This window comes from Streptomyces sp. KMM 9044 (assembly GCF_024701375.2).
Lineage (GTDB): Bacteria > Actinomycetota > Actinomycetes > Streptomycetales > Streptomycetaceae > Streptomyces.
In genome coordinates this window covers 699163-724989 of record NZ_CP113910.1, presented here as the reverse complement: position 1 = coordinate 724989, position 25827 = coordinate 699163, and the positions used below count along the sequence as shown (strand labels likewise).

The window sequence follows — 25827 nt, the reverse complement described above, 5'->3', positions numbered from 1 at the left end:
GCACGGAGCTTTCCTCCGCTCGGACTACTACGAGGCCTCCGCCCCACCTGCGGACCTCAGCCGGCAACGGGCCTGCCCTCCTCGCCGGACCGGCTGTCCGGAAGGAAAGGGCGACCGCAGGCGGTTCCCACGTTCACCATGTGCCGATCGGCCAGGTCGGCGTCCCGCTACTACCCCGGCAGCATCACCACGCCTACGCCGCAGACCTTCAGCGTGGCCTCCCCACCGGCAGTTGGAGACCGGCTTCGGAGTTGACCGCCCCAGCCGAAGCAAGCGGTCACGCACTGCACCCCGGGCCCATATCCGCCAGATTGGAGCCCGGTGACAAGACTTACGGGGCTTTACACGGATTCCTCTTCGTACGCCTTCTGGCCTTGCTTGCCGAACCCGACGCGTCTGGCAGTACCGCGCCGTCCCGGCGTTGTCAGGGCTGCTTCCCGTCCTCACCGGCGTTCCCCGGCCCGGACTGCCCTCAGCTTCTACCCGGCCGCTGCGACGGCCCGGCGGTAGAGGTCTCCCACCTCCACTCGGTCACATGGCGCCTCGTGGCGCACCCACCCGTTCTTGCGGGCGACCGGGGCGAGCAGCCCGCGCACGTAGTCCCGCATCCGCTGCCGGGGCTCGATCCGGGTGAAGCGGCTCCCGGTCCGCAGGAAGAGTTCTTCGAGTTCCCGGTCCCACGCGCTCGTCGGCGCATCGTTGAGCATGCCGAGGGATTGCTCGGACCCGCTCACAGGCATGCGGCACAGGCACTCGTTCGTGGGCGCGGTGGCAAAGTTCCTCCCGCGCACCCGGCGCCCCCGCTACACTCCACGCCACCAGGCCGCTGACCAGCCCAGATACCGAACTACGGCTGGAGTACTAGGAGTGTCGACTCACGATCGAGTTCGCGTATGAAGCCAGATCGGACTCCGTTGCCCAATTCCGAGCGGTCGCCGGTCAGGCTGTGAGCATGTAGGCAAGGCGTTCGAGTCTGCTGGTCCGGGGTCTGCCGAGCGGGGTGGTGCTCCAGTAGGCGTCGAGGCGGATGACGTTCAAGGCGGTGGCGGAGAAGACGTGCTGGAGGCGGACCTTGGCCAGTCCTCGGTAGCGGGCCCGGCGGATTCCGGTCATGTCCAGGGCCTGGTTGATCGTGCCCTCGACCCCCGCGCGCAGCTTGTACTTGTCCCGCCAGGTCTGGGTCTTCTGCACGGCGCGGGCGGTGGCCTGGATCTCGTGCAGCTCTTTCGGCCGCGGGGTGAGCATCCGACTGACCCGCCGGGAGGAAGTGCACTGCGTCCTTGACGGGCAGGCCCGGCAGTCGGTGGAGGCGAACTGGGCGACGATGGCGGGCCTGCCGTGCTGGGTGACCGGATACCACCCGGCGCTGGTGCGACCGGCCGGGCAGGTGACCTGACGGGCCTTCCAGTCGACGCGGAAAGCACTCTTGTCGAACCCCGCAGCGGCCTTGGACTGCGGCGAGTGGTCGGCCAGCAGCGGGGTGAGCATCGCGGTCCCGTCCTTGCCGGCGGCGGCCACCAGGTCCACGCTCGGATAGCCGGAGTCCAGATAGTGCTCGCCCGGGCGCAGACCGCGCTCATTCAGGCGCTGCTGGATGCCGGCGGTGGCCTTCACGTCCGGCACCGTCGCCTTCGTGGTGTGCACATCGGTGATCAGGTTCGGCGGCGCCGCGACGCGCTTCCCGTTCCCGCTCCCGGCTTCGGCTTCGGCTTCGGCTTCGGCTTCGGCTTCGGCTTCGGCTTCGGCTTCGGCTTCGGCTTCGGCGGGAGTATGGCAGGTCTCGGTCAAATGAATCTTGTAGCCCAGCCAGAACAGCTCCTCGCCCTTGGCCGCCCACCGCGCATCCGCATCGTAGGGAGAGGCCAGGCGGATATGACCGGGCGGGACGCCGTCCACCTCGGCCTCCCGCTTCCTGATCACCTCCCGTCCCCGCGCGCCGGTCTCGATGTAGTAGGTCTGCACCAGCACCTGCCGCAAAAGCTCAACCGCGGGAAGCTCCGCCAGCCACGGCGGGGCGCCGGGCGCGCGCACCGCCCGGCACAGCATCAGCGCGTCCTGCCCGAACACCACCGCGAGCCGGTCCCGCTTGGTCTTCGAGGCCGGCAGCTTCCACCCGTCCACGCGCGGACCGTAGCGGTGCGCCAGTTCGGTGACATCCACCGCGCCTGCCAGCCACTCGGGCGCGGCTGCGGCCAGCACCTCCAGCGCGGCGCGCACGCTCTCGCCCGCCAACTCCAGCCGGTTCAAGTCCCTCACCGCGCTGATGACATGGGTGGAGTCGCTGCGCTGCTTGCCGCCGGCCGCAACGAGTCCCTCGGTGCGGCAGCACTCCAGGAGCCGGTCGAAGACCAGGCGTTCCATGCCGTGCTCGATCAGGCGTGCGCGGAACTTGGCCAGCACGCTGAAGTCGAAGCCGGGATCGGTCAGCTCGGCGCCGATCGCGTACTTCCAGTCGATCGCGCGTACCGCCATCGCGGTGGCCTGCCGGTCGGTCAGGTCCTCGGTGAACTGCAGGACAGTGACCAGCGAGAGCACCGCCGGGGACAGCCCCGGGGCACCGCGCACCCCGAACGCGTCGGTGTACGGCTCATCGGCGAAGACCGCTTCCATCCGGTCTCGCAGGCGTATCGGCAGGCTCCCGGCCGGGAAAGCGGCCCGGGCCACCCTCGCTGTCTCCTCCGGAACCGCAGGCAGCCCCTCCGGCCGCATCGACATCCGCACCATCCCAGGGCTCGCACCACTCATGACGACACGGCAGATCATCTCCCACTGCGCATCGCCGCCGCGGCGAATTGGGCAACGGAGTCGATCTCCCCCGCAAAGACGATGACCTGGTCGATGAGGCTCCGCCGCAGATGGACGACGTCCGTTCCCGCCAGGCGAGGGCCTCCATCCGGCGTGGTGAAGACCCACTGGTACCGGGCCCATTCGTCAGGCATGTCCACCGCTGAGCAGCGCACCATCGTGCCGGTCCCCGCCGGGTGGCGCCGGATGTCCAGCACGAACCGCTCGATCTCCGCGATTCCTTCGCTGCGGCCCAACGGTCCCCAGAAGACCACGTCCGAGGTCAGGGCCTGGGAGAGCAGGGCAGTCACATAGCTGTCGTCCGAGGCGTTGAACGCGGAGATGAACGTGTCGATCGCGGAGCGTGCGGTCTCTTCCTGCATGCCCCAGTAATACCAGCCGTTTCGCGTGCGCTCGTCCCACGAGCCGTCTTCCGATCACGGTGAACCATCCCGGTCACAGCACTAGGATCGGCCCGAGGACCCGACCATGGGGAACGTCGGCCCTCGAAGGACACGAGGAGCGGGGAACAGGCATGCGGGAAGGCCGGTGGGCCACGGTCACCGAGTCCGAGTTCGAGCACGAACGCCGCGGCCTGGAGGCGATCCGCCGCAAGCTGCCGGACGCCGACCCATGGCGGGCCTGGTCGAACTTCACCTTCACCGCCAACACCGGCCACGTCCGCGAGGTCGACCTGCTGGTCGTTACCCCCGGCGGCGTCTGCATGATCGAGCTGAAGGACTGGCACGGCTCGGTCACCTCCGAGAACGGCACCTGGGTCCAGACCACCCCCGGCGGGCACCGCCGCACCCACGGCAACCCGCTGCACCTGGTCAACCGCAAGGCCAAGGAGCTGGCCGGCCTGCTCGCACTGCCCGGCGGCAGGCGGGTCTGGGTCGCCGAGGCCGTCTGCTTCACCGACAACGGGCTGCGTGTCCGGCTGCCCGCCCACGACCAGAACGGCGTCCACACCGTCGACGAGCTGGTCGAGATGCTCGGGCAGCCCCCGCCCGACGAGCGCCGCCGCGTCACCGCGATCGGCTCCCGCGAGATCGCGGGAGCCCTGAAGCGGCTCGGCATCCGCAGGAGCGACGCCCAGTACAAGGTCGGCCCCTACGAGCTGGAGCGGAAGTCCTTCGACTCCGGGCCCACCTGGGCGGACTACCTGGCCCGCCACAGCGACCTGCCCGAGGCCGCCCGCGTGCGGATCTACCTCAGCGAGCGCGGCTCCGAGGCCTCCCTGCGCCAGTCCGTCGAGAACGCCGCCCGGCGCGAGGCCGCCGTCCTCGGCCGTTTCAAGCACCCCGGCGCCGTCCAGCTCAAGCAGTACTTCCCCTCCGGCCACGCCGCCGGACCCGCGCTGATCTTCGACTACCACCCGGACACCCTGAAGCTGGACGAGTACCTGGTCCAGTACGGCGGGAAGCTGGACATCCTCGGCCGGATGGCGCTGGTGCGCCAGCTCGCCGAGACCATCCGCTCCGCGCACGCCAGCCGCATCCACCACCGGGCGCTCGCCGCCCGCTCGGTACTCGTCGTCCCCCGGCCGCGCGGCGGGAAGGGCCGGGCGGTGGGGGAGGAGGCCGCCTGGCTCACCCCGCACCTCCAGATCTCCGACTGGCAGATCGCCACCCAGCGCAGCGGCGACTCCTCCCAGGGCCGGGGCATGACCCGCTTCGCGCCGACCGCCCTGTCCGCGACGCACCTGGGCGAGGACGCCGACGCCTACCTCGCCCCCGAACTCACCGCCCTCAGCCCCGACCCGGTCCACCTCGACGTGTACGGGCTCGGCGTCCTCACCTACCTGCTGGCCACCGGCAAGGCCCCTGCCGCCAGCCAGGCCGAGCTGCTGGCCCGCCTGGAGGCGGGGGAGGGACTGCGCCCCAGCTCCCTGGTGGACGGCCTGTCGGAGGACGTGGACTTCCTGGTCCAGGCCGCCACCGCCTACCGGCCGGGCCAGCGCCTGTCCAGCGTGGACGAGTTCCTGGAGCTGCTGGAACTCGTCGAGGACTCCCTCACCGCCCCGGCCCCGGCGGCCACCGCTCCGCAGGGGGCGGCCGACGAGGACGACGGGACCGCCGCCGACAAGGACCCGCTGGAGGCCGTCGCCGGTGACGTGTTCGCCGGCCGGTGGGAGATCCGCCGCCGCCTCGGTACCGGATCCACCAGCCGCGCCTTCCTCGTCCGCGACCTCCAGGCCGAAACCCGCAGGACCCGCCCGCTCGCCGTGCTGAAGGTCGCCCTCTCCGACAGCCGCAGCGAGATCCTCGCCCGCGAGGCCGAGGCCATGGGACACCTGCGCCCCCACTCCGGCATCATCCGCCTCGTCGAACCCGAGCCGCTGCACATCGCCGGCCGCACCGTCCTGGCACTGGAGTACGTCGGCGACGAACGCGACGACGACGCCCAGGGCGCGGCCCGTCCCCGCCGCCGCGAGGAGACCGTCGCCCGCCAGCTCCGCGAGCACGGCCGCCTCCCGGTCGACCAGCTGGAGGCGTACGGCGACTACCTCTTCGGAGCCGTCGACTTCCTGGAGGGCGAAGGCGTCTGGCACCGCGACATCAAGCCGGACAACATCGCCGTCCGCATCCGCCCCAACCGCACCCGCGAGCTGGTCCTCATCGATTTCTCGCTGGCCGGCTACCCGGCGAAGAGCACCGGCGCGGGCACCGACGGCTACCTCGACCCCTTCGTCGACGTCATCACCCGCGGCTCCTACGACTCGCACGCCGAGCGGTACGCCGTCGCCGTCACCCTGCACCAGATGGCCTCCGGCGAGCTGCCCAAGTGGGGCGACGGCAGTGTCCTGCCCCGCATGACCGACCCGAAGGAGTGGCCGCACCCCACCATCGCGGCCGAGGCCTTCGACCCGGCCGTACGGGACGGTCTCGTCGCCTTCTTCCAGCAGGCCCTGCACCGCGACGCCGGCAGGCGCTTCCCCGAGCTGAAACCGATGCGGGACGCCTGGCGCAAGGTCTTCCTCGACGCCTCCCAGACCGTCCCCTCCAGCCACCGTTCCCGCCCCTCGGCCCCCGCGACCACGGCGGAGGGGACACCCGCCGAGGGCACCGCCGCGGCGACGATCGCGGACGCCGAGCCGGAGACCGCCGAGCAGCAGCGAGACCGCCTTGCCGCCGAGGTCACCCGCGACACCCCGCTGACCGTCTCCGGCCTCACGCCCGCCGCCCAGTCCTTCCTCTACGGCCTCGGCATCACCACGGTCGGCGAACTGCTCGACCACAGCCGCCGCAAGCTCGTCAACGCCCCCGGCCTGGGCGCCAAGACCCGCAACGAGGTCCAGCAGCGGCAGCGCGAGTGGGGCGAGCGGCTGAGCGAGATCCCCGTCTCGCCGCTGACGGCGAAGGGGCGGGCGGAGGCGAAGGAGGAGCTGGAGCAGCTCACGGCCGCCGAGTCGGCCCTCGCCGGCGAACTCGCCACGGGTGCCTCGGCGGGCGCGCTGTCCGCCCGCACCCTGCGCTCGGTCAGCCTCGACACCCTCGCCACCGTCCTCGTACCGGCCGTCAACAACAACGGCTCCAACCGCAACAAGGCGGAGATGGTGCGGCTGCTGCTGCGCCTGCCCGACGAGCACGGGGTCCTGCCCGGCATCGGCGTCTGGCCGAAGCAGAAGGACGTCGCGGAGGCTCTGGGGCTGAGCCACGGCCGTATCCCGCAGATACTCAAGGACGAGCGCAAGCGCTGGAAGGCGGAGCCCGCCGTCCAGGCCCTGCGCGAGGAGATCATCGACCTCCTGGCCGACATGGGCCGCGTCGCCTCGGCCGTGGAGATCGCGGACGCCCTGGCGGTCCGGCGCGGTACGCACCTCGCGGGGCGCGAGCAGCGGCGCGCGCTGGCGCTGGCGGCGGTGCGGGCCGTCGTCGAGGTCGAGCAACTGCTCCCGCAGGAGGCCGAGTTCCTGCACCAGCCGAACCGCAAGGCGACGGACGAGTCCCTGGGCGCCGGCCTGCTCGCTCTCGACGTCCGGGAGAACGACGGCCCCGACACCCCGACCGCACCCGGCCTGCTGGAGTACGCGACCAGCCTCGGCAAGAGGGCCGACCGGCTCACCAGACTGGACACCCTGCCGACGGCCGCGACCGTCCTGGCCGAGCTGGGCGCGCTCACGGTGCCGCCGGGTGCGGTGGACTGGGACGAGCGGCGCATGGTGGAGCTGGCGGCGGCGGCCTCCGTGAACGCCGCCGCCACGCCACGCCTGGAGATCTACCCGCGCGACCTGCCGCTGGTCCGGGCGCTGCGTCTCACGCAGGCCGGGCTCGTCCGCCGGATCCAGGGCCTGCCGGAAGGACTGCAGCCCGGCCTGACGAGTGAGGCCGTGCACGAGCGGGTCCGTGCCCGCTTCCCGGAGATGGTCGTCCCCGACGGGCGCGGCGGCACGACCCACGACCTGCCGACGGGCGGCCCGCTCACCAAGGCGTTGCGCGACGCCGGCTTCGAACTGTCGCTCGGCATGCACGAACGCGACGGCGTGCTGCGCTACCTGTCGACCCGGGTCGACGACACGTCGAGCTACCTCACGACGGGCGCGTGGCGGCGGTCGACGCGGACGGGCGCGGTGACGCGGTACGCGGACGACCCACAGCTCGCGGGCGCGGTCCGCGCGGAGGAACGGCTCCTCGCCTCGGCCCGCCGGGACGGGTACCGGGTGCTGACCGTACGGCAGCAACTGGTGCGGGACGCGGTACGGGAGCTGGGCGCGGAGCGGCTGGGCACGGACGCGGTGTCGGTGACGGAGCTGTTCCTGGAGGCCCTGCACGCGCGGGTCACGCCGGGCACCAAGCCCACCTGGGAGACCCTGCTCAAGGCGGACGCCGCCGAGCCGGGCTCGAAGGGCGCGGTGCGGTTCGCGGAGTACGCGCGAACGGCGTGGGGCGCGGTGGAACCCCGGATCGCGGAGCTGCTGGGTAACGGTGGCGGTGGCGGGGCAGCTCCTGCCGGTGCTGCCGGTCCTGTGCTGCTGACGGAGGCCGGGGTGTTCGCGCGCTACGACGCGATGGGTGTCCTGGACCGGCTGGCGTCGGCGGCCCGGCGGGGCGGGCGGGGGCTGTGGCTCCTGGTCCCGCAGAGCGACCCCTCACGCGAGCCCCGGCTCGGGCAGGTGGCCGTGCCCTACCAGGCCGGCCTGGGGGAGTGGATCCAGCTTCCGGACACGTGGGTGGGCAACGCCCATCGCGGATCCGGCGAGGGTATGGCAGTCGCACGTGCCAGTGGTGTCGAGGGAGACGTCGAGTGATCGACCGCAAGGCTCTGTTGAACGACCTGAAGCAGCAGGTCAAGGCGGTCGAGGCCGACCTCGGACGACAGGTGGGGGCGCTGGGGGACGTCGGCGCGCGGCTGCGGGCCGAGTACGACCAGGCGCGCAAGCTCGGGCGTACGGCGGCGACGTGGACCTCGTGGCTGGACGAGCGGGTCACGCAGGTCGCGGTGGCGTGGGTGCTGGGGTCCGTCTTCGTGCGGTTCTGCGAGGACAACCGGCTGATCCCGGAGCCGTACCTGACGGGACCGGACGGCGACCGGCGCGAGCTGGCGGAGTCCCGGTACGACGCCTACGTGGAGTCGGATGATGATCCGACGTACCGGGGGTGGCTGGAGAAGGCGTTCGAGGAGCTGGGACAGGGGCAGGCGGGGCGGCTGCTCTTCGACAAGCGGCACAACCCGCTGTACCAGGTTCCGCTGTCGCACGACGGGGCGCGGGAGCTGGTCGAGTTCTGGCGGGGGAGGGACGAGGCGGGCGCCCTCGTCCACGACTTCACCGACCCGCTGAACGAGGACGGTACGGAGGGCTGGGATACGCGGTTCCTGGGCGACCTGTACCAGGACCTGAGCGAGGCCGCACGGAAGACGTACGCGCTGCTCCAGACACCGGAGTTCGTGGAGGAGTTCATCCTCGACCGAACGATGAACCCGGCGGTGCGGGAGTTCGGGTACGAGGAACTGAAGATGATCGACCCCACGTGCGGGTCGGGGCACTTTGTGCTGGGGGCGTTCCGGCGGCTGGTGCGGCTGTGGGGGAGGGGCAGCCGGGGCGGGAGGTGCACGAGCGGGTGCGGGCTGCACTGGACTCGGTGCACGGGGTGGACATCAACCCGTTCGCGGTGGCTGTTGCTCGGTTCCGGTTGCTGATTGCGGCTATGGCGGCGGGTGGGGTGCGGTCGCTGGGGGAGGCGGCGAAGTACGAGTGGCCAGTTCATCTGGCGGTGGGGGACTCACTGATCAAGTCCCGTCGCTCTCAGCAGGGCAACCTGTTCGGCGGGGTGGACGAAGATTTCGTGGATGAGTTGGCGGAGTTTAAGTACGCCACGGAGGACAGTCAGGATTACCCAAATATCTTGAGGCCGGGACGGTATCACGTGGTCGTGGGGAACCCGCCCTACATCACGGTCAAGGACAAGAAGCTTAACGAGCTGTATCGCGATCTCTATCCGGCGTGCGCGGGCGTGTACGCGCTCTCGGTTCCGTTCGCCCAGCGGTTCTTCGAATTGGCCAAGCGCGGGGATACCGAGGGGCGAGGGTACGGCATGGTCGGGCAAATCACTGCCAACTCCTTCATGAAGCGCGAGTTTGGGACGAAGCTCATTGAGGGGTACTTCGGGCACGCAGTAGAGCTGACCGAGGTCGTCGATACGTCGGGTGCCTACATTCCGGGTCACGGGACGCCTACGGTCATCCTGGTTGGTAAGCAGCGAGGCGGAACAGGGCGTTCACCGGTCATTCGGACTGTCCGAAGCGTGCAGGGCGAGCCTGCTGCGCCAGAGAACGCAGAAGAGGGTCTGGTCTGGCAAGCCATCGTCGAACAGATCGACAAGCCGGGCTCGGTGAGCCAGTGGGTTTCTGTAGACGATCTGGATCGAGCGCGATATTTCGCCAAAAAGCCCTGGATCTTGACTGACGGTGGACTCGAGTTGGTGGAAGCGCTGGCGACGGCTCGCGTGTCAACGCTCAAGTCCTATATTGTCCGTATCGGATTCTATGGGGATACCCACGCGGACGATGCGTTGATTATGCCTGCTCGGATGTTGAGGAATCACGGTGCTGAGCCGGATTTCGTCAAGCGGATCGGTGTCGGAGACGAAGTCCGCGACTACGAGATCGCTGGCGGCAACTCCGTGATTCATCCATACGATTCAAGGCGTTCCGTTACTCCCCTGACCTCAATGCCCAAAATTGCTCGCCTGCTGTGGCCGAGCAGGACCGAGTTGGGTAACCGGTCGACGTTCTCTGGAGGAACCTACTTCAGAGACGGTCGATCGTGGTGGGAGTGGCACCAGCTTCCGAAGGACATAAATGCGCATCCGTGGTCGCTGAATTTCGCGTTCGTCGCCACACATAATCACGTGGTGTTGGACCGTAGTGGATGTGCCTTTACCAGGACTGCGCCGGTAATCAAATTGCGGGAGGGGGCGAGTGAAGAGGAACATCTGCGGTTGCTTGGGGTGCTTAATAGTTCTACCGCCTGCTTCTGGCTGAAACAGGTCAGTCACGGCAAGGGGAATGGAGGTGTCAACGAGGGGCTTCGCGGCGAGAAGTGGGAGGAATTTTATGAGTTTACGGGAACCAAGCTGCAAGATTTTCCCCTGCCAGCTGCATATCCCGCTGACCTTGCTATCGCTCTTGACGATCTCGCTCAGCAACTTGCAGCTACCAGCCCTGCCATCCTTAGTTCCACGGCCCTCCCGACGTCCGACACCCTTCGAGAAGCAAGAGATGCTTGGAGGTCAACTCGTGCGCGCATGATCGCACTGCAGGAAGAGTTGGACTGGCAGGTTTATTATCTGTATGGCGTTTATGGCGATGATCTGCGCGCCCTTGCGTCTGATGTCCCCGCTATCGCGCCCGGTCAACGTGCATTCGAGATCGCGCTGGCCCGCCGAGTTGAGGCTGGTGTGGCTTCGACCGACTGGTTTCGGCGCCACGGTTTCACGGCATTTACCGAGCTGCCAGAAAACTGGCCAGCGGCCTATAAGGCAGTAGTGGAGCGACGTATCGATGCCATCGAGAAGAACCGAGCCATTGGCATGATTGAGCGACCGGAGTTCAAGCGGCGCTGGGAGGGGGAGGGCTGGGATTCGCTCCAGGAGAAGGCCCTGCGCTCCTGGCTGCTCGACCGAATGGAGAACCGCGGCCACTGGTTTGACGAGAACGGCCAACCCGCCATCCTCACCCTGGCCCGTCTCACCGACGCCCTCTCCCGTGACGATGACTTCGTTTCCATCGCGAAGCTCTACGCGCCCCGTAAGGAACTTGCGAAGGTCGTCGCCGAGCTGATCACCGACGAGCACGTGCCGTTCCTCTCCAGCCTGCGTTACAAGCCGTCCGGGCTGAAGAAGCACGCCGACTGGGAAGAGGTGTGGGACCTCCAGCGCAAAGAGGATGCCGCGCCTGACGAGCCTGCCAAGCGAAAGATTCGGGACTCCATCCCCGTACCGCCGAAGTACACCTCGGCTGATTTCCTCCGACCCTCCTACTGGAGGGCGCGCGGCAAGCTCGACGTGCCCAAGGAGCGATTTATCTCCTACGGGCAGACTAACCTCGATTCTTCACTTGCGGTGTGACGTCGGTCGGTTCGGCGGTTTGCCCGTAATGTCCCCTGCCGTTCGAGGACGGGCCGTCGCGTGACGCTGCGGGGCGTCGGGTTCCACGGGCCCGAGGGTGCTGCGGGTCCTCTCCTCTCCGCTGTCGTCGGGGCGGGGCCGACCGTCAGGTGTGGGCCGGAAGCTGGGTGGCCCGCTGCCAGGCGGTGGCGAACGCCGGCGCCCAGGGCCAGGTGCGGTCGAGGTGGAGGGTGCGTCTGCGTGCGTGGGCGGTGAGCCGGGCGGGCAGGTGGTAGAGCCTCCTGCGGATCGTCTCCGGTTCGGCGGCGGCGAGTTCGGGCTCGTCATGCAGGAGAAGGAGCCTGGTCCATGCGTCGAGGTCCGCGGCGATAGTGGCAGCCAGCACCCAGGCGGCGTTCAGCTGCCAGGACTTCGAGGGCAGCAGCCCGAGGCCGATCCGCTTGATCGCCTTGACACGATCCTCGACCTCGGCATGATCACGGTAGAGAGCATCGACGAACCACACCTGCCCGGAGCCGGACACCCCGGAAAGCCCCTGGTGGGCGGGAATGTTCGTGGCGACGATCTGGTAACGCCAGCCGGTGCGCTGCTCGAACGCGGTCAGCTTCTTCAGATCGCGGCGCGAGGGCTTGACCCGGCGCACGATCAGCCGCATCCCCTCGGGCCAGCCGCTCAGGTCGCGCACCCCGGTCAGCTCGGCGACCTGGTAGGTGACCTTCTGTCCGTCCGGGCCCTTGATCTCGTGGACCTCGCCGTCCTGCCGCAGCGCGTCGTTCCACACGTCCGCGGGCAGCAGTGCGATCGCGGCCTCGTCGGCGGTATTGATGGCCCAGCCGGTCACCCAGCGCACTCGGCGGCGGCTGGTGGTCAGCGCCTGCAGATGCTCAAGGAGGCCGTGGCTGAAGGCCGCGCCGTCGATCCTCACCAGCAGCTTCGACCACAGCGGCAGCGGAGTTGCCGCAGCGCGGCGGCCAGCACCGTCTTGTGGTCGGCGACGTCGTTGGACGCCGCGTTGCCCGGCCGTAGCAGCATGGTCACGCACTCGCGGGTATTGGCCAGCCAGGCGCCCAGCGGGTGATGTCCGTAGCCGCCCTTGAACGTGCCGGCCGCGCCGTCCTTCTTGCTGGTGCAGGTCACCAAGGTGGCATCGAGATCCAGGACGTACCAGTTGGTGAGCGTGCGCCCGCATACCGAGATCCACGGGAACCCACCGGGCCGCAGGGCGAGCAGCGTCCACACCCCACGCCGTATCACGGCGCGCACGCGCTCCACCCGGGCTCCGACAGGGCCGTCGATGGCTTCCAGCGTGCGCCACAGGGTGCTGTCCGAGACCGGACGGGGGAAGAACGGCCTCCAGTGCTGCTGCAGTTGCTCGGCCTGCAGGACATTCCTCGCGCCGAGGACGATCGCGCAGGCCAGCTGGACCAGGGCCATCCCGCGATCCCGCCACCCCGGCCCGACGCCGCGGGGCAGCGCGGCGGCCAGGGCGCGGGTCAGCCCGACCCGGTCCGCGATCCGGTGCAGCAGCACCACGCCCGCATGCCCGACCAGGTTCTTGCCGTCGGCCCGCACAACGAGCCGACGATCCCATTCGGTAGCCTGCACCTGTTGGGTGCCCCCACTCTGCGACGTTCTTGATCTAGGAAGTTCAGATCATCGCAGGTCAGGGGCACCCTTCCGCTATCAGGGCGTCACATCACTGACGGACGGCCCTCGTAGCTGAATACACGAGGCTAACGCCGCCACCCCCGAGCTGTATGGCTGGGCCGGCTGGGACCACCGCGAGCAGGCGCAGGCGTTGGCGACGTATTTCACCAACACCGCGCTGTCCACCGAGGAGATTACGCCGTTCCTCGCCGGCCTGCTGGAACTCCAGCCGTGGCTGTCCCAGTGGCACAACGAGTTCGACATGCTCTACAGCGGCTCCCCGGCGGACTTCTTCGCCGGTTACCGCCAGCAGAAGCAGGGCGAGCATGGACTCACGGACGACGACCTCCGTGGCTGGGGTCCTCCGGCCGCGACCCGAGGTCGTCGTGCAGCAGCGAAGCGGTAGCCAGAAGTAGATTGACATCCGTCGGTTCAGGGGCCACCCGGTACGTGAGTGGGTGGCCCTTTGTCCGTACATGCAGCTCCGCCCACACGGCCTTGCCCGGGGCGGACTGGCGAGGGCTGACGCCCCAGTCGTCCGCGAGGGCGGTGACCAGGAGCATGCCCCGGCCGGACTCGGAAAGTGAGTCGGTTGCCGGGGGATTGGCCGGAGGGCCCTTCTCAGTGCGGGTGTCGGTCACCTCGATGCGGACGACGTCCTCGGTCAGGGTGAGCTGCACGTGGAAGTCCCGGCCGGGGGCGTGGCCGTGGCGTACGGCGTTGGCGGTGAGTTCCGACGTGATGAGGGTGACTGTCTCGTTGACCGGGGCCGTGTACGGGTGGCCCCAGTCGTCCAGGCGGTGGGAGACGAGTCGGCGGGCGAGGCGGGCACCGCGCGGCGTCGAGGTGAAGCGCATGGTGAACTCACGTTCGGATGCGGGATGCTGCGGCATATTCCCGTTCGGGGGAGTTTCTGACTTCATAAGGTCAACATTCATGGACTCTGCGTAGCGTTGACCAGGAGTGATGCGCTGACCGGTACAGGCTGTACACGCGGTCGGTGCGCTTGTACCTGGCGTTGGGCGTGACCGGTCCCCAGGCCCCGAGTTGGCTGACTGGGCGGTTGTACGAGAGGAGCTGCGGCATGGACGACGAGGTTCAGCAGCCGGAAGAGTACGAGGTCGGGACGGGCATGCTGTGCCTGTTCGGACGGCACTTGAAGCTGTTCCGGGAGCGGGCGGGCCTGGACCGCGCGAGGCTCGGGTCGCTGACCGGGTACTCGGCCTCGACGATCGCGTCGTTCGAGCAAGGGAGACGTATCCCGCCGCCGAAGTTTATCGACCAAGCTGATGAAGTGCTGGACGCGGGTGGTGTGCTGAGTGCGAGCAAGGAGGACGTGGCTCGGGCTCAGTATCCGGCGTTCTTCCAGGGCGCGGCCAAGTTGGAGGCCGAAGCGGTTGTGCTGCACGTGTACGCCACTCAGGCTGTGCCGGGGCTCTTGCAGACCGAGGAATACGCGCGGGCGGTGTTCGCCATGTGGCGTCCGCAGCTGGACGAAGGGGTCATCGAGCAGCGGTTGGTCGCCCGGCTGGCGCGGCAAGAGATCATTGAGCGGCGGCCTGCCCCACACCTGAGCTTTGTGATCGAGGAAGCCGTACTTCTGCGTCCACTCGGTGGTGAGGCGGTGCGGCGGGGACAGCTGGAGCAACTTCTACTCATCGAAGAGAAGCGGAACGTGGAGGTCCAGGTGATGCCGCTTTCCCGTCAAGAGCACGCGGGATTGGCTGGCCCGTTCACCTTGATGGAGATGAAGGATGGGCGCAGGATCGCCTATGCGGAGGTGCAAGGCGACAGTCGGGTCCACACGGAGCGTCAGAAGGTCCGAGAGCTGGAACGTACGTATGGGTCCCTGCGCGCACAAGCACACACTCCGGCAGAATCGCGAGCGTTGATCGAGAAGCTGTTGGGAGAGAGATGAGCGGGGAAAAGACCAGGCTCGGCCTGGACGAACTTGCCTGGTTCAAGAGCAGTTACAGCGCGGGTGATGGCGGAGAGTGTGTCGAGGTCGCCACCCACCCCGCCAGGGTTCACATCCGCGACTCGAAGGACACAACCCGTGCCGCCCTCGCCGTAGAACCCACGGCGTGGACTGCGTTCGTCGAGTTCGCGGCACTCTGACGGGACAGGGCCCTCGGCGGGCGAGTGCTTGCCGAGGGCTTTGTGCGCAGGTGAAAGCCTCCACCCGCTCTGAGTGGTGAGGTCGGAAGTCAGGCCGCTGCCGCGGGCACACCGCCGAGGTGCCGGCCGGATCAGGCGAAGAGGAGCGTGGGCTCCGCGAGGATGTCACGCCCCGCTTCGCTCTTGTAGATCAGGTCGATGCTGCCGAAGCGGGCCTGGTCGTAGTTCAGGCCGAGTCCCGCCACCGCCTCCTTCACGGCAGTCTCGGAAGAGCCTTCGATCTCCAGGAAGGTGGGGAGGTCCGGCCAGGTGTCGAAGTCGTAGGTGACACCGTCCAGGTGCCATTCCTCGCGGTAGTTCTGCTGGTGGCGGACCTGCCGCAGGCCGAGCGCCGCGAGGAGTTCCGCGGTCCTGGCCAGGTCGTCGACCTCGATCTCGATCTCGGTGGTCCCGTGGATGTGCGTCGCGTCGGTGACCTGCTTCAGGGTGAGCGTCGTCCTGCCGCCCTCATCGCGCAACCGCAGCCACTGCTCGCCCTGCACGGCGTCGTTCTCGAAGATCAGACGCGTGAACATGGTTCTGGGGAAGACCTGTTGCGCCCCGGCAGTGTGCAGAGCGTCGAGGGTGGCCTCCACGTCGATCTCCAGGAACTTCGCTTCGTATTCGTTCTGCGCCATGGTTCTCCTTGTCATGTGACGGTCTGAGCGGTCAGGGTGTGGAACTCCTGCTCGCGCATCGTGCTGACCTCCCTGCACACGGCGCCGTCCAGGAACTCGTCGATGGGCAGACAGAGGTCCATGCGCTGGATGCAGACGCCTACGTGGAAGGTTCCCCTGGGGGCGCGGTAGAGACGGACCCCGTAGTAACCCTCATGGCAGTCGGTCGTGTTGTTGAAGCGGCAGCTCGCGCAGGTCTCGGGCAGGCGCAGGGGGCCGAATGTGCTTGACCTTGATCACGCGTCCGCCGGGCAGGGTGTAGGAGATGCGGAATCCGGAGCTTCCAGCGATGACGTGGACTTCCCGAGGCACCGCGCCGAGGTCGCCGAGAAGCTCGTCGATGGCGTCCAGTGACTTGTCCCCGTCGGCCAGCGACGACAGGATCCTCAACGACATCTGCGGAGAGTACCGGTCCAGGAGCCGGTGGACGCGCTCGATGTGGCTGTGGTCCGGGACGACCACGTTCGCGCTCACGCCGACTCCCTCGTCGGTCGCCACCTGGATCGATCGCTCCAGCGCCTCGATCTTCCGCGCCGCCAGGGAAGCCGCCCGGAACCGGACGTTCTGCACCTGCGCCAGCTCCTCGGGCGTGGTGCCGAAGATCGAGAAGTTGACGCGGCCCAGGCCCGCCTTCGCGCACGCGGGGAGGACTCCGGCGCCGTTCTCACCGTTGGAGGTGACGCCCACCTCGTATCTCTCCTCCCTGGCCACGGCGACGATCGCCGCGAGCTTGGGGTGCAGGGTCGGTTCCCCTCCCGTGAGGTGAACCTCCCCGAAGCCCAGGGCGTCACGCAGCCTCGCCAAGGCGGAGCGAAAGGCGGCATCGGGGAACACGGGAGCTGCCGCGAAGCGCGCTCCGTTGGTCGCCAGGTAGAGGGAGACCCGTCCCGACCGGCCGACAGCGCCGAATTCGCCGGCGGCCCGAGCGTGGTTGTCGCCGCTGACGGGTGTGCCTTCGTTGTGGCAGAAGGTACAGGTCATTCCGCAGGCATCGATGACCTTGACCCGGAGTGTGCGGTCCTTCGTGACCCGGACCAGAGTCTGGTTGCCGACACTTCTCCATGCTCGGTGCTTGAACACGATGTACGGCTCCGTCCTCGGGGTGGCGTCGATGCTGTCCGCGATCGGATGCGGGTCGAGGGGCAGGTTATCGACGGCTGGAGCCCTGCGTCTGTCGGTCACGATGGTCACAGCGCATCTCCCTCGGTACCGGAACGCGCGGCGGCTGCGTCGGTTGTTCGGGTACGGAGACGAACGTAGAGCAGTCGTCACCCAGGTCCCCAGGAGATTGCGCGAGTTTGCGGCAACTCGATTGACGGCCCGGAACGGCCCGCAGACCATCGTCGTGTCGCGCAAACCTGAGCAAGGCAGCAGGCAGGGGAACGACCATGAAGCTGCGGTTCCTCGGTAAGAACTCCACGGTCGGTGACTGCCCGACCCTGTACGCCACAGACCGGGACACCTACCTTGTCCAGGGCTGGAAGGTCTTCGCGAACGACCTGTTGACGCAGCTTGAGATCCCGGAGGGGGAGACGGCGGTGGAGGTCCCCACAGAGCTGTTCGAGCACCTCGTGGAGGACGGCCTGCCGGCCGGGGAGGTCAGGCGCATCAAGGACCCGATCATGATCCTCACGCCGGGCGGTACGTTCGTCGTCCAGGGCCGGGAGGTCACCGACATCGAGGCCCTGGCCCAGATGGAGATTCCGGACTACGAGACCGTGGTCGAGGTCCCCAAGCCCGCGATCACCGCCCTACTGGAGGAACCGCATGGAGCTGATCTCCAGCGCCGAGCGCAACCAGCTCTTTGAAGGCTTCGCAGACTCCGTTGCCCAATTCCGAGCGGTCGCCGGTCAGGCTGTGAGCATGTAGGCAAGGCGTTCGAGTCTGCTGGTCCGGGGTCTGCCGAGCGGGGTGGTGCTCCAGTAGGCGTCGAGGCGGATGACGTTCAAGGCGGTGGCGGAGAAGACGTGCTGGAGGCGGACCTTGGCCAGTCCTCGGTAGCGGGCCCGGCGGATTCCGGTCATGTCCAGGGCCTGGTTGATCGTGCCCTCGACCCCCGCGCGCAGCTTGTACTTGTCCCGCCAGGTCTGGGTCTTCTGCACGGCGCGGGCGGTGGCCTGGATCTCGTGCAGCTCTTTCGGCCGCAGGGTGAGCATCCGACTGACCCGCCGGGAGGAAGTGCACTGCGTCCTTGACGGGCAGGCCCGGCAGTCGGTGGAGGCGAACTGGGCGACGATGGCGGGCCTGCCGTGCTGGGTGACCGGATACCACCCGGCGCTGGTGCGACCGGCCGGGCAGGTGACCTGACGGGCCTTCCAGTCGACGCGGAAAGCACTCTTGTCGAACCCCGCAGCGGCCTTGGACTGCGGCGAGTGGTCGGCCAGCAGCGGGGTGACCATCGCGGTCCCGTCCTTGCCGGCGGCGGCCACCAGGTCCACGCTCGGATAGCCGGAGTCCAGATAGTGCTCGCCCGGGCGCAGACCGCGCTCATTCAGGCGCTGCTGGATGCCGGCGGTGGCCTTCACGTCCGGCACCGTCGCCTTCGTGGTGTGCACATCGGTGATCAGGTTCGGCGGCGCCGCGACGCGCTTCCCGTTCCCGCTCCCGGCTTCGGCTTCGGCTTCGGCTTCGGCTTCGGCTTCGGCTTCGGCGGGAGTATGGCAGGTCTCGGTCAAATGAATCTTGTAGCCCAGCCAGAACAGCTCCTCGCCCTTGGCCGCCCACCGCGCATCCGCATCGTAGGGAGAGGCCAGGCGGATATGACCGGGCGGGACGCCGTCCACCTCGGCCTCCCGCTTCCTGATCACCTCCCGTCCCCGCGCGCCGGTCTCGATGTAGTAGGTCTGCACCAGCACCTGCCGCAAAAGCTCAACCGCGGGAAGCTCCGCCAGCCACGGCGGGGCGCCGGGCGCGCGCACCGCCCGGCACAGCATCAGCGCGTCCTGCCCGAACACCACCGCGAGCCGGTCCCGCTTGGTCTTCGAGGCCGGCAGCTTCCACCCGTCCACGCGCGGACCGTAGCGGTGCGCCAGTTCGGTGACATCCACCGCGCCTGCCAGCCACTCGGGCGCGGCTGCGGCCAGCACCTCCAGCGCGGCGCGCACGCTCTCGCCCGCCAACTCCAGCCGGTTCAAGTCCCTCACCGCGCTGATGACATGGGTGGAGTCGCTGCGCTGCTTGCCGCCGGCCGCAACGAGTCCCTCGGTGCGGCAGCACTCCAGGAGCCGGTCGAAGACCAGGCGTTCCATGCCGTGCTCGATCAGGCGTGCGCGGAACTTGGCCAGCACGCTGAAGTCGAAGCCGGGATCGGTCAGCTCGGCGCCGATCGCGTACTTCCAGTCGATCGCGCGTACCGCCATCGCGGTGGCCTGCCGGTCGGTCAGGTCCTCGGTGAACTGCAGGACAGTGACCAGCGAGAGCACCGCCGGGGACAGCCCCGGGGCACCGCGCACCCCGAACGCGTCGGTGTACGGCTCATCGGCGAAGACCGCTTCCATCCGGTCTCGCAGGCGTATCGGCAGGCTCCCGGCCGGGAAAGCGGCCCGGGCCACCCTCGCTGTCTCCTCCGGAACCGCAGGCAGCCCCTCCGGCCGCATCGACATCCGCACCATCCCAGGGCTCGCACCACTCATGACGACACGGCAGATCATCTCCCACTGCGCATCGCCGCCGCGGCGAATTGGGCAACGGAGTCTTCGCACAGGACGCATTCCATCTGGAGCTGAGGGACGACTACTCCGTCCCCGACGAGGGCAGTCCCTTCACGAGCTGGCTCCGCGGCGAGCGCGTCGACTACTCCTACATGGAACCGTGGACGCAACTCATCAGGCGCGTCACCGGGGAAGGGAAGACAGTCCGACGCGTCCGCGTGGTCACCGAGCCCCACACCCCCTACATCCGGTGGGAGCACGCCACCACCGGCCTCAACGAGGAGGCCGGCGAGAAGATCCGCTGGCTGCCCCGACACCACCTGCCCGAGGGCGTCACATTTCCCGTGCAGGGAAACGACTGGTGGCTGTACGACAACCGCCTCCTCGCAGTCGGACACTTCGACTCGGACGGCAGAGTGCCCGGGTCGGAGATCGTCGAGGACCCCGACACCGTGGCCGAGTGCGTGCGCCTGCGGGACCTGCTGTGGGCAGACGCCATTCCCCATCCCGAGTACAAGCCCTGACCGACCCGTGAGCAAGCAGGTGGAAGAGGCACTGCAGGCGCTCGGTGCCCGGCTGCGTGGCTTCCGCAAGGACGCCGGATTCACCAGCGGCCGGGCATTCGCCCGTGCCACCTCGTGGCAGGAGTCGAAGGTCTCCCGCATCGAGAACGGCAAGCAGCGTCCCAGCGAGGACGACATGCGCGTCTGGTGCGAGACGACCGGCCGGGGCGAGCAGTTGGGTGACCTGGTCGCGATCGTCCGTCATGTCGACGAGCTGTGGCTCGAATGGCGAAGGCAACTCCAGACCGGCGTCGAGAAACGACAGCGCCAGGCGATCCCGGTGTACGCCAGGACCAAGGTCTTCCGCATCTGGCACCCCACGCTCATCTGGGGAACCCTCCAGACCTCTGAGTACGCTGCCGAAGTCCTCCGACAGGGCGTCAGCTACTACGAGATTCCCGATGACGCCGAAGCGGCCGTGGCCAAGCGACTTGAGCGCCAGCAGTACCTGTACAGGGGCGACCGCATCTTCAACGTCCTCCTCGGCGAACAGGCCCTGTACACCAACTTCGGTGGTTCGGAAGTGATGAAGGGGCAACTCGACCGTCTCCTGGCCGTGATGGGACTTTCCCGCCTCAGCCTGGGCATCGTCCCCAAGTCCGCCCCCACCTGCATCTGGCCGGGCAACGCGTTCTCGATGTTCGACAGCCGACTCGTCCTCGTCGAGACCTACTCGGCCGAGCTCTCCGTCACCCAGCCCCGAGAAATCGAGCTGTACACCAAGGCGTTCGCTCTCCTGAAACAGTCAGCGGTCTACGGCACCGCCGTCCGCGGCCTCATCTCCACAGCGATGCAGCACTTCGACCAGATGCCTACGGACTAGGAGAGCGGCCCCATGCAGCCCGTGACCCCGAACTGGCGAACCAGCTCCTACACCGAGACACAGAACTGCGTTGAACTGGCCGACAGCGATCCGAACAAGATGATGGTCCGGGACACGAAGGCACGCAGCCGGGGAACCGTGACCGTCCTGCGGGACACTTGGACGATCTTCGTCGTGTGCGTATCCGCAGGGAGGCGTACCTCCGGAGTGCGCCGGCTCGCCACTGCTCCGAGGACGAGATCCGACGAGCGATAGAGGAGACTCCCGCTGCCGCGGGCATCACCGTCGAGGTCCTCGACAAGGTCGCCAACGAATCCATCCGCTACGAAACCACCACGGTCAGCGCTCTCTCGGCCGCCGCCGGGATACCCGGCATCCTCGCCCTTCCCACCACGGTGCCCGCCGACACGGCCCAGTACGTCGGCCACATGCTGCGCATCGCCCAGAAGCTCGCCTACCTCTACAGCTGGCCCGAGCTGTTCTCCGGCGAGGGCGATGACGTCGACGACGCGACCAAGGCGGTGCTCACACTGTTCTTCGGCGTGATGTTCGGCACCCCGTCGGCGAACGCCGCTGTGGGAAAGTCGCGGGGATGATCGCGGAGCAGGTCACCAAGGAACTGCCCAAGAAGGCACTCACCCATGGGGTCGTCTACCCGATGGTGAAGAAGGTCGCGAAGTACCTCGGTGTCAAGATGACGACGCAGTCCTTCGCCAAGGGCGACTCTGTTGCTCCATTGCGGAGAGTGACGCCGGCCCGTCGACGGGGCGCAGGGAACGGACCTCGCGAGGAAACGGTCCGGCCCCGGCCGGCCCCTCTCGGCTGCGGTGCGTGACCATCCCCCGAATTGAGCAACGGAGTCAAGGGCGTCTCCAAAGCCATCCCCGTCATCGGGGCCGTCGTGTCCGGCGGGCTCACTCTCGCGACCTACCGTCCGATGGCCAAGGCGGGGATCTGTCGGCCTGTGGGCTTGCTCGTCACCCCGTCCCGCTGATCACCGTTACCCGCGACAACCCGTCGAAGCACCGACCCCCCGCGGTGGGGCCAGGGGAGCGATCTCCCGGTCGAAGAAATCGTGGAATTCCTCACCACGCTCATACAGCGCATCGAACCCGGTGTTCGTCTCCCGGATCAGTGAGCGGTCGGTGTAGCGGTGGGCGCCGGCCGCATTTCCGTCCTCGTCGTACACGACCTCGTACATGACCACATCGCCGAGGATCACGACTTCCGGGACCGGGTGATTTCGCTCGATGCCGGAAATATCGCGAGCGTCGATGACTCTGATCGCGTCACCCGCGTCCACGCGCACACGCAGGACGGACAACTCCCATTGCACATACGGCGTGACAGGAAATTCCACCACCCGGAGGCGACGGTGCGTGACGCCCAGTTCCGACGCCCGCCGGATTTCCCGGGCGTAGTCCTCGCGCCTCTCGTCGGCCAGCGACAGCGCCCTCTCCCAGTCGCCGTCGGCGAAGGCCTCCCAGCTCGGGAAGCCGCGCTCCTTGAAGTGCTGGCCGCGCTCGAGCTTGTTGAGGAAGTCGATCCCGTCGGTGTAGACCCGGCCCAAGTCGGCGTGGTACGTGGGGCGGTCCAGGCGTTCGGAGGTGCCTCTGGGGAAGGAGTCAAACACTGGGGATGTCCGGCTTCGCCGCGATGAGCATGTTCCTGGGGATGACCACGAGGCGTTCGTCCGACCCGATCGAGACCCCGTCGGGCAGGTTCCTGCCGAGTGACTGGGTGAGGTCCCGGCCGATGACGGCGATGTCGCCGTTGGCGAGCTCCCAGATGTCCGGGCAGTCAGGAGTTCCGGTGGTGTTTCCGAGGTCCTGGGGAGTCCTCCCTAAACGCTGTTTGAAACTCGTGTCCGGATCCGCTTCCCATGGCCTGGTCATTTCCCTCGCCCCCTGGATCGGTCAGGATGCTTCACTGTAGCGTGCAACTGGCCTGCCTGGCCATATGTCAGAGCCTGGCGGCGGGGTAATGGCGAGGATTGATTCCTCCTTGTTCCCTGTCGTTCGGAGGTGGAATGATATTGATCGGAAAGAAAGTCATACCAACGCCCGGCAGGTGGCGTTTTCCCTATGTGTTATCGGATAATCGGGTGAATGGAGGGGCGGCTGTGGAAGCAGAAGTGGCCTTGCTCGCACAGAGCGCGGGGACCACTCTGGTCGCGCTGATGGCGACCGATGCCTGGCGCCACGCGCGTGACGGGATCACACGGCTCTGGCGCCGGACGCAACCCGAGCGCGCCGAGACCGTCACCGCCGAGTGGGAGGCCGGCCGCGAGGACGCGCTGGCCGCCGTGGCCGCGGACGACCGGGAGACCCTGGACGAACTGCGCCTCCAGTGGCAGGGGACGGTGCGACGGCTGCTCGTCGCCCGGCCCGCCGCCATTGAGGAACTGCGCGCACTGCTGGACCAGCTCGACCCCGGTGGCTCGGCCGCGCGGCAGATCACCCAGCACGCCACCGCGTCCGGTCAGGCCCGGGTCTACCAGGCGGGACGAGACCAGCACATCGCCGAGCGATGACGGGTGGGACGGACGGCCACGCCGAGGACCAGGGGCGCGTCTACCAGTCGTCGGGCGACCAGCACATCAGCGAGCACCACCACTACGGCGGTGACGGGCCGGAGCGCGGCGGACCGGACTCGGTGCGACGCCCGGCGGTCGGCCGGCCCCCCGTCGCGCTCCGCGACCGCGGCGAGGTGATGGAGCGCCTGCGGGCGAGCGTCGAGACGGAGCGCGGCGGCCAGGTCTACGTGCTGTACGGCATGGGCGGCTCGGGCAAGACGGCGGTCGCCTGCGCCCTCTTCCAGGAGGTCACCGCAGAACAGGACCGGGTGGGCCTGTGGGTCAACGCCTCAGACCGCGCGAGCCTGCGCGCCGGCATGCTCGCCGTCGCGGCCGACCGAGGAGCGGAGGACGCCGAACTGCTGGCCGCACGCAACGGCCTCAGGCCCGCCGCCGATCTCGCCTGGACGTATCTCGACCGTTCCGCCGAACCCTGGTTGCTGGTCCTGGACAACACCGACGAGCCGGAGATCCTGCGGGACGGCGACTGGCTGCGCACCAGCCCGCGCGGCACCGTCCTGGTGACCACCCGGCGAGCGGCGGCCCGGTGGTGGCCGGGCGCCGAGCTGCAGTACATCGGCGTACTGCCCCGGGAGGACGCCGCGCTCGTACTGCGCGATCTCGCCCCGCACAGCGGCACCACGGAGCAGGCGGCGCGGGTCGCCGACCGGCTCGGGCGGCTGCCCCTCGCCCTCACCCTGGCGGGCGGCTTCCTCTCCCACCAGGTCATCGACCCCTGGACACTGGACGCCTACGGGGACCAGCTCGACGGGGACGAACGGGTCCAGCTGATCGACCGGGGAGCCGACGCGCTGTCCGCAGCGGATCCCCGGCACCTGGTCGGCCTGACCTGGCAGCTGACCCTCGACGCGTTCGAGGCGCGGGGGCTGCCCGAAGCGGCGGCCCTGCTCCGGCTGCTGGCCCGGTTCGCCGCCGAGCCGCTGCCCCTGACCCTGTTCAACCACGCCGGCATCGGCGCCGTACTGCCCCGTGCCCGAACCGAGACGGCGCTCAGAGCCCTCCTCGACCAGTCACTGTCGGAACGGGTCGACGCCGCCGGCGCGCGCTGCGTACAGAGCCACGGCATCCTGCTCGACAGCGTCTCGGCGGCGACCCCCGCGGACCTGGTGCCCGCCCTCGACACGACGGCCGTCCGCCTGCTCGACGCGGCCGTGCCCGGCGTACCCGACGCCGGTCCCCACGATCCGCGCATGCGCCTGCTGGTACCGCACGCGCTGGCCCTGCTGGGGCGCGTCGGCGGACCGGCCGCCGCCGACGCCCTGGCCGTCGCGACGCGGCTGTCCACCGCCCTGCACCGCACCGGTGACTACCTCTCCGCCTGGGAGACCGCCCGAAACGCGGCGGACCTCGGGCAGCGACTCCTCGGCGCGGACCACCGCACGGTCCTCGCCACCCGCTCCAGGGCAGGACGGGCACTGTTCCGGCTGGGCAGGTACACCGAGGCCGAAGCGGCACTGCGCGCGGTCAGGGACACCCAGGAGCGCCTCTTCGGCGCCGACGACCCCGACACCACGGACAGCGGCTACGGCCTCCAGCTCGTCCTGGCGAACCTCGGCAGACGCGAGGAATCCGTCGCGCTGCTCCGCGACACCGTCGCCGGGCGGCGCTCGGCGCTGGGCCCCGCGCACCCGCTGACGCTGCGGGCCCGCGCCGGCCTGCTGGAGATGCTGCCCGCCGCCGACGTGGTCGCGGAGGAAGGCGGTGCCCTGCTCACGCTGCCGTCGGAGTGCGAGCGCGTCCTCGGCCCCGACCACACCGTGACCCTGGGCGCCCGGCACAACCACGCGTGGGCGCTGTACCTCCTGGGCCGCCTCGACGAGGCCGACCGTGGGATCCGGCAGGTCGCCGAGGCGTACGAGCGGCGCTTCGGGCCCGAGTACCCGATCGTGCTCGCCGCCCGGCAACTCCTCTCCCGGACCCGGACCGCGCTCGGACACATGGACGAGGGGATCGCGCTGATGACCGACGTCGTCGAGCGGAGGGAACGCGGCCTGGGCCCCGACCACCCCTTCACCGTCGCGAGCCGGCACCTCCTGGACGCCTACCGGTCGGGGCGAGGGCGGCCGTAGCGCTCACGGCGGGACCGCAGCGGCCGGCGCGGACGGGCGGTGCGCGCGGGTATACGGCACGGGGCCGATGGGGGGACCGATGTAGGGTGCTGTGCGCAGGCCGTACGGGTGACGATCAGCACGAGGGGGGCGAAGAGTGCAGACGTCGCAAACCCGCCCGACCTGACCCGGCCGACGCCGTGGGCGCCGTTCCCGTCCGGTCGCCGCGCGACCGGATCCGTCCCCGCCACCGGCCGGGACGGCCGGCCCGCCGCACCGGCCATCCGTACCCCTGAGCCCTGCCCCACTCCT

The 25827-nt window shown here is 68.8% G+C and carries 20 protein-coding genes and 4 pseudogenes; 13 read left to right on the top strand and 11 right to left on the bottom strand.

Annotated elements, in window-relative coordinates; all coding sequences use genetic code 11:
• Nucleotides 1-554: 554 nt before the first annotated feature.
• From HUV60_RS03375 to HUV60_RS03365, 3 genes and pseudogenes are all read right to left on the bottom strand, one after another.
• Nucleotides 555-707, bottom strand: a pseudogene (locus HUV60_RS03375) (IS701 family transposase); the annotation flags it as partial.
• 232 nt (nucleotides 708-939) lie between these two features.
• Entirely contained in the window at nucleotides 940-2664 is a 1725-nt protein-coding gene (locus HUV60_RS03370) for a transposase (protein WP_269441110.1), read from the bottom strand.
• A gap of 95 nt (nucleotides 2665-2759) precedes the next feature.
• A complete protein-coding gene (locus tag HUV60_RS03365) occupies nucleotides 2760-3167 on the bottom strand; it encodes a nuclear transport factor 2 family protein (protein WP_257852372.1) in 408 nt (135 codons plus the stop codon).
• A gap of 152 nt (nucleotides 3168-3319) precedes the next feature.
• Between HUV60_RS03365 and pglW the strand changes: the two genes are divergently transcribed.
• Both pglW and pglX read left to right on the top strand, forming a co-directional pair.
• A complete protein-coding gene (gene pglW / locus HUV60_RS03360) occupies nucleotides 3320-8035 on the top strand; it encodes a BREX system serine/threonine kinase PglW (RefSeq protein ID WP_257852373.1) in 4716 nt (1571 codons plus the stop codon).
• Nucleotides 8032-11330, top strand: a pseudogene (gene pglX / locus HUV60_RS03355) (BREX-2 system adenine-specific DNA-methyltransferase PglX); the annotation flags it as partial. The gene pglW and the pseudogene pglX, both read left to right, overlap by 4 nt.
• A 169-nt stretch (nucleotides 11331-11499) precedes the next feature.
• Here the strand turns inward: pglX and HUV60_RS03350 are convergent.
• Together HUV60_RS03350 and HUV60_RS03345 are read right to left on the bottom strand one after the other, a co-directional pair.
• The gene (locus tag HUV60_RS03350; protein WP_257853091.1) at nucleotides 11500-12279 is read right to left on the bottom strand and encodes a transposase; all 780 of its coding nucleotides are present in this window, start codon (nucleotides 12277-12279) and stop codon (nucleotides 11500-11502) included.
• Nucleotides 12276-12959 carry a transposase gene (locus HUV60_RS03345; RefSeq protein WP_269441099.1) on the bottom strand — a complete coding sequence of 228 codons (684 nt, stop codon included), beginning with the start codon at nucleotides 12957-12959 and terminating at the stop codon, nucleotides 12276-12278. Before HUV60_RS03345 ends, HUV60_RS03350 begins: the two co-directional genes overlap by 4 nt.
• Nucleotides 12960-13083: 124 nt before the next feature.
• Between HUV60_RS03345 and HUV60_RS03340 the strand changes: the two are divergent.
• A pseudogene (locus HUV60_RS03340) lies at nucleotides 13084-13407 on the top strand (DUF7008 domain-containing protein); the annotation flags it as partial.
• On the opposite strand, the gene HUV60_RS03335 reads toward HUV60_RS03340, so the two are convergent.
• Complete coding sequence (locus HUV60_RS03335) at nucleotides 13334-13894, bottom strand: ATP-binding protein (protein WP_257852378.1); 561 nt, start codon at nucleotides 13892-13894, stop codon at nucleotides 13334-13336. The pseudogene HUV60_RS03340 and the gene HUV60_RS03335 overlap by 74 nt on opposite strands.
• Before the next feature lie 191 nt (nucleotides 13895-14085).
• On the opposite strand from HUV60_RS03335, the gene HUV60_RS03330 reads away from it, so the two are divergent.
• Together HUV60_RS03330 and HUV60_RS03325 are read left to right on the top strand one after the other, a co-directional pair.
• Nucleotides 14086-14919, top strand: coding sequence for a helix-turn-helix domain-containing protein (locus tag HUV60_RS03330; RefSeq protein ID WP_257852379.1), 834 nt, complete (start codon nucleotides 14086-14088; stop codon nucleotides 14917-14919).
• On the top strand, nucleotides 14916-15119 hold the full coding sequence (locus tag HUV60_RS03325) for a DUF397 domain-containing protein (RefSeq protein WP_257852381.1): 204 nt from the start codon (nucleotides 14916-14918) through the stop codon (nucleotides 15117-15119). Before HUV60_RS03330 ends, HUV60_RS03325 begins: the two co-directional genes overlap by 4 nt.
• Nucleotides 15120-15250: 131 nt before the next feature.
• Here HUV60_RS03325 and HUV60_RS03320 read toward each other — a convergent pair whose 3' ends face one another.
• Both HUV60_RS03320 and HUV60_RS03315 read right to left on the bottom strand, forming a co-directional pair.
• A complete protein-coding gene (locus tag HUV60_RS03320) occupies nucleotides 15251-15796 on the bottom strand; it encodes a class IV adenylate cyclase (RefSeq protein WP_257852382.1) in 546 nt (181 codons plus the stop codon).
• 192 nt (nucleotides 15797-15988) lie between these two features.
• Nucleotides 15989-17026 carry a radical SAM protein gene (locus HUV60_RS03315; RefSeq protein WP_257852384.1) on the bottom strand — a complete coding sequence of 346 codons (1038 nt, stop codon included), beginning with the start codon at nucleotides 17024-17026 and terminating at the stop codon, nucleotides 15989-15991.
• Between the two features lie 197 nt (nucleotides 17027-17223).
• Here HUV60_RS03315 and HUV60_RS03310 point away from each other — a divergent pair, with 197 nt between their 5' ends.
• Nucleotides 17224-17643, top strand: a complete 420-nt coding sequence (locus tag HUV60_RS03310) for a hypothetical protein (protein WP_257852385.1) — start codon at nucleotides 17224-17226, stop codon at nucleotides 17641-17643.
• A 42-nt stretch (nucleotides 17644-17685) separates the two neighbouring features.
• Here HUV60_RS03310 and HUV60_RS03305 read toward each other — a convergent pair whose 3' ends face one another.
• Nucleotides 17686-19386: an IS1182 family transposase gene (locus HUV60_RS03305; protein ID WP_257847702.1), complete on the bottom strand. Its 1701-nt coding sequence runs from the start codon at nucleotides 19384-19386 to the stop codon at nucleotides 17686-17688.
• A 128-nt stretch (nucleotides 19387-19514) separates the two neighbouring features.
• On the opposite strand from HUV60_RS03305, the gene HUV60_RS03300 reads away from it, so the two are divergent.
• The 5 genes and pseudogenes from HUV60_RS03300 to HUV60_RS03280 all read left to right on the top strand — a co-directional run bounded on the left by HUV60_RS03300 (nucleotide 19515) and on the right by HUV60_RS03280 (nucleotide 21865).
• Entirely contained in the window at nucleotides 19515-20009 is a 495-nt protein-coding gene (locus HUV60_RS03300; RefSeq protein ID WP_257852386.1) for a DUF6879 family protein, read from the top strand.
• A 7-nt stretch (nucleotides 20010-20016) separates the two neighbouring features.
• The gene (locus tag HUV60_RS03295; RefSeq protein ID WP_257852387.1) at nucleotides 20017-20871 is read left to right on the top strand and encodes a helix-turn-helix domain-containing protein; all 855 of its coding nucleotides are present in this window, start codon (nucleotides 20017-20019) and stop codon (nucleotides 20869-20871) included.
• A gap of 12 nt (nucleotides 20872-20883) precedes the next feature.
• Nucleotides 20884-21126 (top strand): DUF397 domain-containing protein, encoded by a 243-nt coding sequence (locus HUV60_RS03290; protein WP_257852388.1) that lies wholly within the window; start codon nucleotides 20884-20886, stop codon nucleotides 21124-21126.
• A pseudogene (locus tag HUV60_RS03285) lies at nucleotides 21030-21586 on the top strand (hypothetical protein); the annotation flags it as partial. The gene HUV60_RS03290 and the pseudogene HUV60_RS03285, both read left to right, overlap by 97 nt.
• A 132-nt stretch (nucleotides 21587-21718) precedes the next feature.
• Nucleotides 21719-21865, top strand: coding sequence for a hypothetical protein (locus tag HUV60_RS03280; RefSeq protein WP_257853219.1), 147 nt, complete (start codon nucleotides 21719-21721; stop codon nucleotides 21863-21865).
• A gap of 6 nt (nucleotides 21866-21871) precedes the next feature.
• On the opposite strand, the gene HUV60_RS03275 is transcribed toward HUV60_RS03280, so the two are convergent.
• Both HUV60_RS03275 and HUV60_RS03270 read right to left on the bottom strand, forming a co-directional pair.
• Nucleotides 21872-22504 carry a DUF6879 family protein gene (locus HUV60_RS03275; protein WP_062192675.1) on the bottom strand — a complete coding sequence of 211 codons (633 nt, stop codon included), beginning with the start codon at nucleotides 22502-22504 and terminating at the stop codon, nucleotides 21872-21874.
• Nucleotides 22497-22766: a hypothetical protein gene (locus HUV60_RS03270; RefSeq protein WP_257852389.1), complete on the bottom strand. Its 270-nt coding sequence runs from the start codon at nucleotides 22764-22766 to the stop codon at nucleotides 22497-22499. Before HUV60_RS03270 ends, HUV60_RS03275 begins: the two co-directional genes overlap by 8 nt.
• Before the next feature lie 227 nt (nucleotides 22767-22993).
• On the opposite strand from HUV60_RS03270, the gene HUV60_RS03265 reads away from it, so the two are divergent.
• Entirely contained in the window at nucleotides 22994-23404 is a 411-nt protein-coding gene (locus HUV60_RS03265; protein WP_042176274.1) for a hypothetical protein, read from the top strand.
• Nucleotides 23401-25536 (top strand): tetratricopeptide repeat protein, encoded by a 2136-nt coding sequence (locus HUV60_RS03260; protein ID WP_257852390.1) that lies wholly within the window; start codon nucleotides 23401-23403, stop codon nucleotides 25534-25536. Before HUV60_RS03265 ends, HUV60_RS03260 begins: the two co-directional genes overlap by 4 nt.
• The last annotated feature ends 291 nt before the right edge of the window (nucleotides 25537-25827 follow it).